Raw genomic sequence first — 14,155 nt, 5'->3', positions numbered from 1 at the left:
TTTTAAACAGCTACTGGTCCATACCAATATGCAGCACCGGCGTATTGCGATCCTGGAGCTCCTGCAGAAGCATATTCGCCAGCGGGATCTCATGTTGCTGCTCGAGCATGCTTAACGCGGGATACACTACCGCCGAGCAGCTAAAAGTGTTTTTTAGCTATATGGGGCAGCGCGGTCGTGACGGAAAACGAATTAGAGCAGTTGCAGAATTCCGCAGTTAGTCCTAACTGAATCCGGGCAAAAAAGGGATAACATCGCGACGCCCGCCGGGCATCGCGATGATGAAAAGCTACCGACTCTGCTTTCTCAACAGATAGATAAAGTACGGCGCGCCGATAAACGTCGACAGCAATCCCGCCGGGATCTGATACGGAAACATCAGCATCCGGCCGCACCAGTCGGCGAACACCAGCAGCACCCCGCCAATCAGGCCGGAGATCGCCATATGCGGCATCGTACGCCGGAATCCCATCATACGCGCAATATGCGGCGCCATTAATCCCACGAAGCTGAGGGGGCCAATCGTTAGCGTTGCGGCCGCGGTCAAACATGCCGCCAGCAGCAGTAGCCCGATACGTGACGGCGTCAGCGCCATGCCGACCGCCCTCGCCGCCTCGCCGCCCAGCGGCAGAATCGTCAGCCAGCGTCGGCAAAATGGCGTCAGCGTAAGCAGAACAAGCATCACCGCGCCGCTGCGCATCACGAGTTCCGGCGTGGCGCTGTAGGTTGAGCCGGAAATCCACGTCAGGATTTGCGCCATTCGCGGATCGCCGCTGGCCTGCAGCATCATCAGCAGCATGGTAAACGCCGTGCTCAGCGCCATCCCTGCCAGCAGCATGCGATGCGGCGAGAACCCGCCGCGTCCGGCGGCAATCAGGATGATCAGCAGCGTCGCCGCCGCTCCGAGGCTACCGGCGGGCAGCAGCCAGCCAAAGGCATTCCCCGGCACAAAGAACAGCATCACCACCACGCCAAACGCCGCGCCTGAGCTGATGCCGAGCACTTCCGGACTGGCCATCGGATTACCGGTCAAACGCTGGATAATGCAGCCCGCTACCGCCAGCATTACGCCAGCGAACAGCGCCGCCAGAATGCGCGGCCAGCGCCAGGGCATTAGCTCATCCAGTAGCGTACCGCTGGCCCAGTGCCAGCCCTGCGCATCGCGGCCGAAAGCCAGCGCAGCGACGATGGCCAGCAGCAGCAGCGCCAGCCCGCCCAGCGCGAACCACAGCACATGTTGCCGTTCAGCCTGCACCCTGGCGCCGCCGTTCATCACCGGCGCGCTAATGCTGCGCAGGCGCGGCAGCAGCCATAGCAGCAGCGGCGCGCCAATCAGGGCGGTTACCGAACCGGTGGAGACTTCCATCCACACCCGGGCCAGCCAGAGGATAACCTGATCGGAGAGCCACAGCAGCAGCGCGCCAATCAGCGCCGCCAGCAGCAGGCGCGATAGCAGACGACGAGCGCCCAGCATCTTCGCCAGCAGCGGCGCGAACAGGCCGATAAAGCCAATAATCCCCACCGCATTCACCAACAGGGCGCTGATGACAATCGCCAGGGTCAACGCCCCCAGCCGTGCCAGCGAGAGCGCCAGTCCGAGGTTGCGCGCCACGCCGTCGTCCAGCCCCATCAGGGTCAGCGGACGCAGCAGCAGCAGCGTTAAAATGGCTCCGCCCAGCAGCTGCGGCCACAGTCGCTGCGCCACGCTCCAGTCGGTCTGGGTCAGGGTTCCGGTGCTCCACAGGAACATACTTTGCAGCTGATCGTGATGGAAGATCGCCATCAGTTGATTAAGCGCGCCGCAGTACAGGCTGACTACCAGCCCAGCCAGAATCAACGTCACCGGCGAGAGGCGTTTGCCCCACGACACACCAAACACCAGCGCGCCGACAATGCACGCCCCGGCAAGCGCGGCGAACTGCGACGCCAGCACGCCAGGGATCGCCCACAGCGTGGTGACCGTCATGCCCAGCTGCGCCCCGGTCGCTACGCCGAGCGTCGTCGGTTCCGCCAGCGGGTTACGTAGCACCTGCTGGAACAGCACGCCCACCAGCCCCAGCCCGGCGCCGACGAGCAACGATATAACCAGCCGCGGCAGCAGGCTGTAGTGGAACAGCATCTGAGCGATATTATCGATATTAGGCTGCCACAGCGCCTGCCCCCATTCGCTTCGCGGCAGCACCACGTTGAGGTTGAACAGCGTCAGCGCAGCAGCGACGATAAGCAGAGTTAACAGCAGAGATGTCGCCAAAGGCGAAATACGCGATCTCACACAGGGCCCCCCTGAGCGTCGGCCAGCACGCGGGCAAAATGCATCGCCGATAGCGTCGCGCCATAGAACCACACCGCCGGGACGCGCTGAAAACGCCCTGCGCGAACAAACGGCATCGCTTGCCACAGCGGCGTCGCCGTGAGCTGCGCCATCTCCCGCGCATTGCCGTGATCGAAGCAGATAACGTCGGCATCTCTGTAGGCCGCCAGCCGGTCAATACCGACGGTGACGCTGCCCCAGAAGGTGGTCTCGCCCTGCCAGGCATTTTTGATGGCAAAGCGGTCGAGCACTTCCTGGAACAGACAGTTCTGCGCAAAGACCAGCACGTGGCGGGTATCAAGCAGGGTAATCATCAGCAGCGGGCGATCGCCGCGGCGGGCAAAGCGCGGACGCAGGCTCTCCATCAGCGCGTCAAATTCCGCCAGATGGCGCTTCGCTTCCTGCTGCCTGCCGATCAGGTCAGCCATTTCGCTAAGCGACTGCTGAGCCATCATCAGCGGACGCTTGCCGTCGCTGAAGGTGAATCCTCGTCCGGGCGCAATACGCGCCAGCTTTTCCGCCGCCGGGCCGTACCCTGCCGACCAGACCAGAAACGACGGCTTCATCTGCGTCAGCAGTTCCAGATTGGGTTCGGTGCGCAGCCCAACATCAATCACCGAATCAGGCAGCGCCGGTTCATTGACCCACAGCCTGTAGTTAGGGATATCGGCAACGCCGTAGGGCGTGACGCCCAGCGCCAGCAGCAGCTCTACCGGCAGCCATTCGAGCGCGACAATACGCTGCGGATCAACTTCCGCCGCCCGCGCGCCGCGCATCTGCCACAGCAGCGGCGACAGCGCCATCGCGGTCAGCAGGCGCCGCCGCGTGATGAGTGTGAGGTTTTCCATCAATAGACAAAACTTACCGGCGCTGCGCCAGCCGGATGCGGCAGGATCCCCATCGGGATACCGTAAATTTGTTCCAGAGTTTCGCTGCGCATCAGCTCCGCGGGCGTTCCCTGAGCGATCATTTCACCGCCGCGCAGCGCAACCAGATAGTCGCAGTAGCGCGCCGCCATATTGATATCATGCAGTACGGCGATCACCGTCAGCCCGCGCTGCTGGCTCAGGCGATGAACCAGCGCCAGCACATCCACCTGGTGAGCGATATCCAGCGCCGAGGTGGGTTCATCGAGCAGCAGGCAGCGGCTATCCTGGGCCACCAGCATGGCAATCCACGCGCGCTGGCGTTCGCCGCCGGAGAGGCTGTCCACCAGTCGATGGGCCAGCGGTTTTAGCCCGACCAGCGCAATCGCCTCTTCCACTTTTTCCCGGTCCGCCGCGCCAAAACGCCCCAGAGCCCCGTGCCACGGGTAGCGGCCGATAGCCACCAGTTCGCGCACCGTCATGCCTTCCGCCGGGGGCAACTGCTGCGGCAGATAAGCCACCTTGCGGGCAAAGGCTTTACTGCCCCAGCTATCGAGCGGCTGACCGTCAAGCAAAACCTCCCCGTCCGAAGGCGGCTGATGGCGGCCAAGCATTTTCAGCAGCGTCGATTTGCCGGAGCCGTTATGGCCAATCAGGCCCGTGACTTTTCCCGCCGGGAAGGTTAACGACAGAGGATGCAGCAGCGTTCGGCCGGGCACGCGGAAGGTCACGCGGTCCAGTGAAAACGTCGTATCGGAGTGCGGAATGTTTTCCTGCATAACGGAACCTGGTAAGAGGCGCGGCGAACCGCGCCCGTTAAGTGGTTAGAAACGGAAAGTCGCGGTCGCCACAACCTGACGCTCAGCGCCCCAGTAACATGCGTATTCGCTGTAGCAGCTGGAAACGTATTCACGATCGAACAGGTTATTGACGTTGACTCCGATCGACGAGCCCGGCAAACCAAAGCGCGCGAGATCGTATTTCACGGTGGCATCCATTAACGCGTAGCCCGCGACGTTGAAGGAGTCGTCTTTTTTCCCGGTCGAAGTATCGTTTTTGTAATAACTTACCGTTGAACCGACATAGCGAGCACCGGCGCCCACTGTCAGACCGCTCAGCGCGGTTTCGTGGAAAGTATAATCTGCCCACAGCGAGGCCATATTGCGCGGGACTTCTGCCGGACGCTTGCCGTTAAAGGTGGTGTCGTGCTGGTACTGAGCATCCGTATAGGTGTAAGAAGCCGTCACGTTAATATTGGCATTAACCGCCGCTTTCGCCTCCAGCTCAATCCCGCGAGAGCGGATTTCGCCCGTCTGGATACTGAATGAGGCGTTGTTCGGATCCGCCGTCAGGTTTTTATCTTTGGTCAGCTGATATACTGCGGCGGTCAGCACCACCGGCATATCCTTCGGTACGTACTTCACGCCGGCTTCATACTGCTCGCCGTGGGAAGCATCGAAAGGTTTGCCATCCCGCGACGATCCGGAAACCGGCTCAAAAGACTGGCTGTAGCTGAAGTATGGCGAGATACCATTATCAAACAGATAGTTAATGCCGCCGCGCCAGGTGAATTGCTGATCGTGATTTTTGGCGAGGGTATTCGCAGGGCGCGTCAGGGTTGAAGCCATCGCATAGTCGTAGCGGCCCCCCAGCGTCATCACCCACTTATCCCACGCCATCTGATCCTGGGCATAGAGACCGGTCTGCTCCATACGGTTCAGCACTGAATAGGGGAAGTTAACGCTCACGTTTGCATTGCCATACTGCGGGTTCTGCATATCAATCGCGGAAGCCGTCCCGTAATCCGCGTTCACATCATTGCGCATGCGCGAATAGTCTACGCCGGTTAACAGGGTGTGCCCTACCGCGCCGGTAGCGAAATCAGACTGCAACTGGGTATCAACGGTAAACGTATTAAGGTTCTCATCGGAGCGAACATACGCACGGTTGATTTTGCCTGTCGGCGTATATCCGTTGCCATAGACTGAACGATACAGAGTATGGGCGTTGGCATAACGCAGGTTCTGACGCACGGTGAAAGTGTCATCGAACTGATGCGAGAAGCTGTAGCCAACCATCTGCTGACGGCGAGACATCTTATTGTTCGCTTCGCCTTCGTTAAAGTCCGTCGGCAGCTTATGCGCCTTACCGTTGGCGTCGTAATAGGGCACCACTGTCCCTTCACGCGGCAGCCAGCCGTAATACCCGGCATACGGATCGCTCTGGAAATTACTCAGGAAAGTGAAGTCCGTTTTGTCATCCGGACGCCAGCTAAAGGAAGGAGCGACCGCATAGCGGGTTGATTTCGCCATCTGCTGCTGAGCATCCTGGCTGCGGCCTAAACCGGTCAGACGATATGACCACACGCCGTCTTCATCAATGGCATCGCTGAAATCAAAGCCCGTCTGCCACAGGTTATCGGTACCCATTTTAAATTGGATTTCTTTCAGCGGTTCAGTCGTCGGACGCTTGCTGACCATGCTGACGATGCCGCCAGGGTTGCTGTTGCCGTACAGCACCGACGTTGGCCCGCGCATCACTTCCACGCGTTCGAGGAAATAAGGGTCCATTGAGACTTCAGAATAGTTATTACCCTGCAGCTTCATCCCATCCAGATACTGGTTGGTATTCACCGTCGTTGAGGTGGTGAAACCACGAATCGTCACCACATCATAGGTGGTTGAGCTGCCGCGGGTCGAGAATACGCCAGGGGTATAGGCCAGCGCTTCTTTGACCGTCGTCGGCTGCTTCATCTCCATTTCCTGGCGGGTCACCACGGAAATAGACTGCGGCGTTTTTTCGATGGGTGTATCGGTTTTTGTTGCGGTAGCCGAATGTTTCGCCGCGATGGTCGCTGCCGGTCCCCAGGCGCTCTCCTGCGGAGCCGGAGCGGCGGTTACGGTAATGGTTTCTTCTTTCGGTTCAACTGCCGCCTGTGCATAAACAGACATGCCGCTAACCGCCGTGGCTACTACAGCTGCGATTTTACGCAGCGAGTGATTTGGCTGAGCAGTTTTAAGACGCGCCATGGGTATATCTCTGATAGAAGTTAATGATAACGTAAACGAGAATTATTATTATAACGGCTGACATAATAGGCGAAACGAGCGCGGCAAGGCAAGAAATATGCCCCCTGCGGGCTATCAAAGGATGAATAAATAACCAGACGGTAATTGTGGGGTTATAAGGCTGTTAATTAATTTACAGATATAAAAAGGCCCTCTAATACTGAGGTATTAGAGGGCCACTATTCCTGCACCCACTCAACCAACAAGGCGCCGGCTTTCAGGATGCAACGACGAGTTAATTACCGCCGAACATATCTTTAATCCAGCCCGCTACGCCATCGCTCTTCTCCTGCTTCGGCGGTTGCTGCTGATTTTGCTGCTGTTGCGGCTGTTGCCCGGACTGATTGAACGGATTATTCGCCTGCTGCTGCTGGAGCTGCTGCTGTTGAATCAGTTCGCCCTGGCGACAAAGCGCGTCCGGCGAGGTCGTCCATACCGGAAGCGAACGCATGCCGCCGCTGCAGACAAAGTTACCGCTGCTATCGACGCCCATATCCACCACATCTTCCGGCGGAGTCAGGACCAGCGGAGTCGGCGTCTGGTTAGCCAGATAGCGCTGGTAAATCGACATTGCGCCGCTGGCGCCGTACAGCTTAGTCGGCTGGTTATTATCGCGTCCCACCCAGGTAATGGTCACCTGACCGCCGTCAATACCGGCAAACCAGGTATCAACGTTGTTGTTGGTGGTCCCGGTTTTACCCGCCAGATGCAGGCCCGGATACTTCGCGCCCAGCTGACGACCGGTACCGCGCTGCACCACCTGCTGCATAGTCCAGAGCGTCATATAAGCCGCCTGCGCCGGTACCGCCCGTTCCGCCTGCGGATAGCTTTGATAGAGTACGGTACCATCTTCAGCGATCACCGAACGCAGCGCTGACAGCGGCGCGCGGTTGCCACCGCTGGCAATGGTCTGGAACGCCTGCGCCACTTCAATCGGCGTCAGGTTCAGCGCCCCCAGCAGCATAGAAGGAACCGCATTCAGCTGATTCCTGGGCGCGCCCAGTTTAGTCCAGGTATCAACCACCGCCGGCAGGCCCAGCGCCATCCCGAGATTCACCGTCGGCACGTTCATTGAACGCGTCAGCGCGTCAACCAGCATCACCTTCCCGCTCTCGCTGTAGCGACGATCGTCGTTCTGCGGCGACCATGTCTGGCCGTTAGACAGACGAATCGAGATAGGCGCATCGGCGATCCAGGTATTTAGACGATACTGATTCGGCTGACTTAGCGCGGTCAGATAGGTCGCCGGTTTTGCCAGCGAGCCAATCGAACGGCGCGCCTGCATTGCGCGGTTATAGCCAGCAAACTGCGGCTCCGCCCCGCCGACCATCGCCCGTACTTCTCCGGTGAAGCGGTCGACAACCACCATCGCGGTTTCCAGATCCGGTAGCTTACGCTGTTTCTTCAGCGCCGGAATACCCTCTATCGCCGCTTTTTCCGCCGCATCCTGCGCCACGGAATCGAAGGTGGTAAAGATCTTCACGCCGGAGAGATCTTTGACTTTATCGCCCAGTTTCGCCTGCAGCTCCTGACGCACCATCTGCATAAACGCCGGCTGCGGAGAGATCACCCCACCGCGCGGCTGTACGCCCAGCGGACGCGCGCTGAGCATGTCATACAGCTCCTGATCGATAACCTGCTGCTGCTGCAGAAGACGCAGCACGAGGTTGCGTCGCTCCAGCGCCAGCTTCGGGTTACGCCACGGGTTGTAAACCGACGCGCCTTTTACCATCCCCACCAGCAGCGCCTGCTGATCGAGGCTGAGCTCTTCCACCGGACGACCAAAGTAATAGAGGCTCGCCAGCGGGAAGCCGCGGATCTCGTTATCGCCGCTCTGACCGAGGTACACCTCGTTCATGTACAGCTCAAGGATACGATCCTTGCTGTAGCGGGCATCGACGATCAGCGCCATATAGGCTTCGTTTATCTTGCGCCAGTACGAACGTTCGCTGGAGAGGAACAGGTTCTTCACCAGCTGCTGGGTCAGCGTACTCGCCCCCTGCACCGTACGACCGGCGGTCAGGTTAGCCAGCACCGCACGGCCAATGGAGTAAAGGCTGATGCCGTCGTGTTCGTAAAAATGGCGGTCTTCCGTCGCCAGCAGAGTATCCACCAGCAGATCCGGGAAGCCGTTGCGCTTCACAAACAGACGCTGTTCGCCGTTAGCCGATTGCAGCATGGTGATCAGGCGCGGATCGAGACGGAAGAAACCGAACTGGCGGTTATTATCCATGTTCTCGATGGTGTCGAGACGATCGCCATTAAAGGTCAGACGCGCGCGCACCTGGCCTTCTTTACTGTCCGGGAAATCGAACGGACGGCGGATCATCTCGATACTGTTGGCCTGTACCGTATATTCCCCCGGACGCGTCATCGCGCTCACCTGGCGATACTGCGTCGCGTTGAGCAGGCGCACCATTTCGTTTTTGCTGATCTGCATATCCGGCTCAAGGTTGACCATTCGGCCATAAACCGCCGCGGGCAGATCCCAGACTTTCCCGTCAATGCGGCTGCGGATTTTCTGGTCAAGGTAGACGCCATAGGCGGCAATCAATACCGCACAGACGACCCCAATTTTAATCAGCAGCCACAGCCAGGTGCGTTTACGACGAGGGGGTTTACCGCCTTTGCCTTTTCCTTTCCTCGGCATCGGTTTTTCATCCTCATAGTCATCATCGTAATCATCGTCGTAGTCCTCTTCCCGAACCCGACGGCGAGTTACCTTTTGTTTTGCCGGGCGCGAGGGTCTCCCCTTACGTCCGATCGGCTCGCGGTCATCTCCCGCCATGCTTTTTCTCCGCAACTTACAGGCGTAAAGGCCTGATTCTCAATGTTTCCCCGGATGGGGGAAAGAAGAAATCTCTCAAATTGCCGCCCGAAGGTGTTGTTTTTCAGGCAACCATTTATGGACTGCGCGACGCATTATCATGTCGCTCGCATGATTTTCACTTTAAAAATTCACCATACAAATCACATTGTTACACGCTTCATCGACAGAATTATTCGGGACACGGAACGGATTGTCCAGGGAATACAGGATAGCACTAAACCGCGACATTCTTAACCAGCATTTTACATCCTCGCCGGACAACCTCAGGGAAATTGTGATGTTTTTTAACAACATAAAAATGTGCGCCCGTAACCTTCTGCTGGCCGCAGAAACAAACCGAAGCAGTAAGGCCGGAAAATATTATTTCCGCCGGAAAACAGAAACGACCCAGATGAAAGAAAATGAGATTTAAAAGAGCGCAATGATAAAAACGCGAGCCACTTAACATTTATAATTTGGCAGATTTTCTGATGACTGCCGAAAAATATTTGTTAAACTGTCAGCCAATTAATTTTTCTGCTTAATAGATTATGCGCAACTTTATTATATTTCCGCTTATGGCGGTTGCCCTGCTCTCAGGCTGTCAGCAAAATCGTCAGACAACCCTGAGTCCTGCGGTTAGCGGTGAGGCTCAGCTTGAGCAGCTTGCCTCCGTCGCCGCCGGGGCGCGCTATCTGAAGAATAAATGCAACCGCAGCGATCTGCCTGCCGATGACGCAATTAACCGTGCGGCAATAAACGTCGGTAAAAAACGCGGATGGGCAAATATTGATGATAATCTGCTGAGCCAGCGCAGCGCGCAGCTATATCAACAGCTCCAGCAGGATAGTACCCCGGAAGCCACAAAATGCAGCCAGTTTAATCGCCAGCTGGCGCCATTTATTGATAGCCTGCGCGGCAATAAATAGCGATTATTTTAATTCCGCTCGCGCTATTTTTATTCTCCCTGCGGACTCTCCTCAATCGTCCCGCCCGGCCAGTCATCCAGCGCCGCGAGGGTAAACGTTTTACCGTTAAAGCTAAAGACGGTGAGATCCTGCTGGATCTGCTCGATAACCAGATTCGCCAGCGGCGAGTCGCCCTCCTTCCAGGATTGTCCGTTTAATACAATGCTGCGTTTCTCCGCCAGGGTGGCGTAGACGTGCGCGCTGTAGCGCAGAGGCGGCAGATGATCTTCATCGATCGGCGCCTCCGCAACGGCCTGCGTTTCTGGCCCGGCTTTAACCGGCTTGACGGCAGTTTTGACCGCCGGTTGATTCAGCGGCACTAACGCCGCATGGGCTACCGGCTGCGTTATCGGCTGCGGGACGGGTTTATTCCGCCACTGCTCGCCGCCAAACCAGCCGAGCGCAATCAGCAGCGCGGCATACAGCGGTACGGTCACGTAGGGGATTTGCACCATTTTCCCGCCCCCCGCCGGGGGACTGGACGGCGGGTACGGTTCTTGCTCACGAACAAGCACGGATTTCTCCTTAATCAGGACACGCCATCCCGGCCCGCGGTTTGTACGCCGCGGGCCGGGAGGTTAAGGTCTTACTTGCTGCTGACCGGCAGCCCCGCGCCCTGAGCATCGCCCTGCGGCATTTCCAGCACCGCCACCGACCATGCCGGCAGGGTGACCGTGCCGTCTGCGGCAATCTGCACGCCGTGAGCCAGCGAATTTTCGCCCGCCGCCTGCTGGATCGCGCTCAGTTGCAGCGTCTCACCGGCAAACTCATTCAGCGTACGGCTTTCCGGCGCAGCGTTGATCGCCACCACCAGGCCGTCAAGACGGCTATCCAGACTGGCGCCCGCTTTCACCCCGTCATCCACGGTCATAATCAGCAGACCGGCCTGCTGGTCTGAACCGGTATTACGGAAATCAACGCGCTTCATCACCGCGCTGCCCTCACCTAAGGTGAACAGCGGCGAGGATTTACGCAGCTCGGTCAGCTCCTGGTAGAAGGCGGTCATCTGCTTCAGCTCCGCTTCGCCCGGAGCGGCAACCATATCTTTGACGCGCGAAATCACGTCATAGTTACTGCCGTCATCGCTGATGCGCGGCATACCAACGTTGTAGTTATTGTCCTGCAGGGAATAATCCACACGGTTAAACCAGTCGCCGGAGTCGTAGGAGTCGCGGGTAAAGGATTTCGAGCGCAGCAGTTCAGAACCCTGCTGGTCGAAAGCGATCCCCTGCCCGAGCATCACCGTCGCCAGCGAAACGGCCTGCATGCGAACGCGGGTCGCCAGGTCGGCTTCCTGGGACGCTTTATAGCTGATCATATCCCACAGCGTCTGGTTGTCGTGCTTCGAAACATAGTTGACGACTTCCGTCGGATCTGCGGCATAGCCGCCAGGCGCGCCGTTATAGTCAATTTCGCTGCCTTTCTTCACCGCGCCGTCTTTGTCGATCATCACAAAGTCAGCAAGGTTACCGGCCATCCCCAGACGGGTCAGATCGGCCAGATGACGGACCTGATCATCGTTCAGGCTGGTGAGCTCGTTTGGTAATACGCCAGCGCCGCTGCCAACGCCCTGGTTTTGACGCAGCGCATCGCCGGAATCAAACGGGCCGCCGCCGCGCACGGAGTCGCGCAGACGATCGGAGAACGTCCCGATACCGGTGCCTTTCAGATTGATCTGCGAGGCGATTTCAAAGCGGTCGCTCTGGTTTGAATCCCAGCCTTCACCAAAGAAGTAGATGTCCGGATTCAGGGCTTTAATGCGCTCCCACGCCGAGAGAATTTGAGCTTTCGGATGATAGCCCATCAGATCGAAGCGGAAACCATCGATTTTATAATCCTTGGTCCATACCGCCAGCGAGTCGGCAATCAGCCTGGCGAACATCCGATGCTCCGGCGCAGAGTCGGAACAGCAGGTGGCGGATTCAACGCTGCCGGTGGTTTCATTCAGACGCTGATAGTACCAGGGCACTATCTTATCCAGCACCGACGTGCGGTCGGTCGGACCCGCGGCATTGGTGTGGTTATATACCACGTCCATGATCACGTTCATCCCAAGATCCTGCTTGATCGCCTGAATCATGGTACGGAACTCTTTGATGCGCGTCGTGCCTTCCGGATCGGTCGCGTAGGATCCTTCCGGAACCGTGTAGTGGAACGGATCGTAGCCCCAGTTATAGGAGTCGGTCTGCGCCACCAGCGTATTCAGCGCCTGTACCTGCGGATTATCCTGGCTATCGCTCTGCCTGAGCTGGTTCAGCACCTCCTCCACGGTGGAGCCGCTGTCGCAGTATCCGGCGAACTCGCTGCTTTTCACCGCGCTGTTCACTTCGCACAGGCGGCTGAACGGCTGCTGAATATCGGCGACTTTGTCACTGAACTCGTTCACCGTCGCCAGATCGAAGACCGGCAGCAGCTCGATGTGCGTGACGCCTGAGGCGGAGAGCTTCTTCAGATGCTGTACCATATTGCTGTCGCCGGCGGTCAGCGCGAGATATTTACCGCGCAGTTCGGCCGGAACGGTCTGGTCCCAGGCGGAGAGATCGCGAATATGCGATTCATGGATCGTCATCTTCGCTAAATCCGCTTTTGTCTTCTGGGCATGCGGCATCGTCAGGCTATCCCAGCCGTCAGGCTTCAGGGCGCTGTCGTTGAGATCGACCACCTGGCTGTACTCCGAGTTGGTCGACAGGCTATGCGCATACGGGTCGGTGACTTCATACTGTTCAACCTTGCGCGACTGCGGGTGATAAACCGTCATCGCATAGCGGTAGAACGCGCCTTTCAGATCGCTGCCCCCCTGCCACGACCACGCGCCGGAAGCGCTGTCGCGGGTCATCGGATGGCTGCCAATCACTTTTTTGTCCGCGCTGTAGACCACCACATCCACCTGCTGAGCAGTCGGCGCCCAGACGCGGAAGGTGACGCCGCCGTCGGTCAACTGCGCGCCGTAGCTCAGCGCTTCCGCCGCTTCGGCATAGGTGTCATCCAGGACGCCCGCCGTCTGCACCTGGGTGGCGGAAATCAGGATCCCGTCCTCTGCGGCGGCAATGGCGACCGTTTCGCCCTGCAGCAGCTCGTCAACGTTCGCATTGTCCGGCAGTTTAAAAGCCGCATAGCTGGAAAGATGCGGGAAACGCATGCTGACCTGCTGATTGACCGTAGTCGGCGTCAGTTTCAGGTAACGGTCGGTAAATTTGCCTTCGCCATCCGCCGCCACTTTACTGCTGTGGCTGTAGTAGAGGCGCACAATGGGCTTGTCCTGTCCGCCCGGCCACAGCAGCGTATTTTTATCGACCCAGTGGGCTTCGGCCAGCGCGACGCCAAAAGCGGCGCGGAAAGCGTCAGCGCGGGAGTCATAGACCGCGCTGTTACCGGCGATCACCGATACCGTACGATCAGTGAAGTCGCCAAACGCCACCCGCAGATCGCTATCGATCAGTTTATTGGTGCCGTCGCGAACGATGACGTTGATACAACCGCTCTCTTTGTTGAGCGGAATCACCCAGTACGGGCCATATTTATCGCTGCCGCTCGGGGTGGTGCTGACGTCATTCCAGTCCGCTACCGGCGCGCTGAGCGCATCGCAGGTTTCGTTATTCCACAGATAGAGGTTTTTGCTGCTGTAGTCCGCCGCGCTGTTGCTGGTAATGCCGGCAATATCCACCAGGTGGATGACCGCCTGGTTTTCTGCCGCCGTGGCCGCTTCGCCGGGTACGGCAACGTCAGGTAAACGTACAACCACATCCTGATTACCAGGAGTGTCGGGATTTCCAGAGGAAGAAGAAGAGGATCCGTTATCGCAGCCGCTAAGTAAAACCAGCGATCCCAGAACCAGGGCATTACGGGTATATCTGAGCATTCGATAGTCCCTATACATGCTGATTAAATTATATGAAGTGATATATACACGAAACTATTCCTGGCGCATTTAAGCACCATAAAAAAATAACGAGCATATCTTTAAAGCGTCGATAATTAGATATTCTTGCTCTCTCCGGTTCAATCATCCGCTCGCTCATTGTGTGGGGGCGTAGGCGGCCGGAGGAGAAAAAATAAAAAGGGAATGACGACCGCAATAGCCAAACTCTTTATCATTCGCAGCGACCTACGCAGATTCCCGCAATAAGCACGCT

At 57.9% G+C, this 14,155-nt stretch carries 8 protein-coding genes and 1 pseudogene; 2 read left to right on the top strand and 7 right to left on the bottom strand.

Annotated elements, in window-relative coordinates; translation table 11 throughout:
* Positions 1-28: 28 nt before the first annotated feature.
* A pseudogene (locus KO1_RS28525) lies at positions 29-176 on the top strand (Rpn family recombination-promoting nuclease/putative transposase); the annotation flags it as partial.
* 113 nt (positions 177-289) lie between these two features.
* On the opposite strand, the gene fhuB reads toward KO1_RS28525, so the two are convergent.
* The 5 genes from fhuB to mrcB form a co-directional block, all read right to left on the bottom strand.
* Positions 290-2,272, bottom strand: coding sequence for a Fe(3+)-hydroxamate ABC transporter permease FhuB (gene fhuB / locus KO1_RS19235; RefSeq protein WP_004107968.1), 1,983 nt, complete (start codon positions 2,270-2,272; stop codon positions 290-292).
* Positions 2,269-3,159 (bottom strand): Fe(3+)-hydroxamate ABC transporter substrate-binding protein FhuD, encoded by an 891-nt coding sequence (gene fhuD, locus KO1_RS19230; RefSeq protein WP_016808882.1) that lies wholly within the window; start codon positions 3,157-3,159, stop codon positions 2,269-2,271. Before fhuD ends, fhuB begins: the two co-directional genes overlap by 4 nt.
* The gene (fhuC, locus tag KO1_RS19225) at positions 3,159-3,956 is read right to left on the bottom strand and encodes a Fe3+-hydroxamate ABC transporter ATP-binding protein FhuC (RefSeq protein ID WP_004107972.1); all 798 of its coding nucleotides are present in this window, start codon (positions 3,954-3,956) and stop codon (positions 3,159-3,161) included. The genes fhuD and fhuC overlap by 1 nt, the downstream gene beginning before the upstream one ends.
* Positions 3,957-4,001: 45 nt before the next feature.
* Entirely contained in the window at positions 4,002-6,206 is a 2,205-nt protein-coding gene (gene fhuA, locus KO1_RS19220; RefSeq protein WP_032691939.1) for a ferrichrome porin FhuA, read from the bottom strand.
* 274 nt (positions 6,207-6,480) lie between these two features.
* Positions 6,481-9,033: a bifunctional glycosyl transferase/transpeptidase gene (gene mrcB, locus KO1_RS19215; protein ID WP_004107974.1), complete on the bottom strand. Its 2,553-nt coding sequence runs from the start codon at positions 9,031-9,033 to the stop codon at positions 6,481-6,483.
* Positions 9,034-9,605: 572 nt separating this feature from the next.
* Here mrcB and pulS point away from each other — a divergent pair.
* The gene (gene pulS / locus KO1_RS19210; RefSeq protein ID WP_004107976.1) at positions 9,606-9,983 is read left to right on the top strand and encodes a GspS family T2SS pilot lipoprotein variant PulS; all 378 of its coding nucleotides are present in this window, start codon (positions 9,606-9,608) and stop codon (positions 9,981-9,983) included.
* 29 nt (positions 9,984-10,012) lie between these two features.
* Here pulS and gspB read toward each other — a convergent pair whose 3' ends face one another.
* Together gspB and pulA are read right to left on the bottom strand one after the other, a co-directional pair.
* The gene (gspB, locus tag KO1_RS19205) at positions 10,013-10,537 is read right to left on the bottom strand and encodes a type II secretion system assembly factor GspB (RefSeq protein WP_004110694.1); all 525 of its coding nucleotides are present in this window, start codon (positions 10,535-10,537) and stop codon (positions 10,013-10,015) included.
* A gap of 71 nt (positions 10,538-10,608) precedes the next feature.
* Entirely contained in the window at positions 10,609-13,881 is a 3,273-nt protein-coding gene (gene pulA, locus KO1_RS19200) for a pullulanase-type alpha-1,6-glucosidase (RefSeq protein WP_024273743.1), read from the bottom strand.
* Between the last annotated feature and the right edge of the window lie 274 nt (positions 13,882-14,155).

The organism is Klebsiella oxytoca NBRC 105695 (assembly GCF_001598695.1).
Lineage (GTDB): Bacteria > Pseudomonadota > Gammaproteobacteria > Enterobacterales > Enterobacteriaceae > Klebsiella > Klebsiella oxytoca.
The sequence above is the reverse complement of the archived record's forward strand: the minus strand, read 5'-3'. Positions and strand labels throughout refer to the sequence as shown.

Excerpts from the sequence above, each read along its gene's own strand:
- fhuD (WP_016808882.1), bottom strand. The coding sequence starts at position 3,159 with ATGGAAAACCTCACACTCATCACGCGGCGGCGCCTGCTGACCGCGATG.
- fhuC (WP_004107972.1), bottom strand. The coding sequence starts at position 3,956 with ATGCAGGAAAACATTCCGCACTCCGATACGACGTTTTCACTGGACCGC.
- fhuA (WP_032691939.1), bottom strand. The coding sequence starts at position 6,206 with ATGGCGCGTCTTAAAACTGCTCAGCCAAATCACTCGCTGCGTAAAATC.
- mrcB (WP_004107974.1), bottom strand. The coding sequence starts at position 9,033 with ATGGCGGGAGATGACCGCGAGCCGATCGGACGTAAGGGGAGACCCTCG.
- pulS (WP_004107976.1), top strand. The coding sequence starts at position 9,606 with ATGCGCAACTTTATTATATTTCCGCTTATGGCGGTTGCCCTGCTCTCA.
- pulA (WP_024273743.1), bottom strand. The coding sequence starts at position 13,881 with ATGCTCAGATATACCCGTAATGCCCTGGTTCTGGGATCGCTGGTTTTA.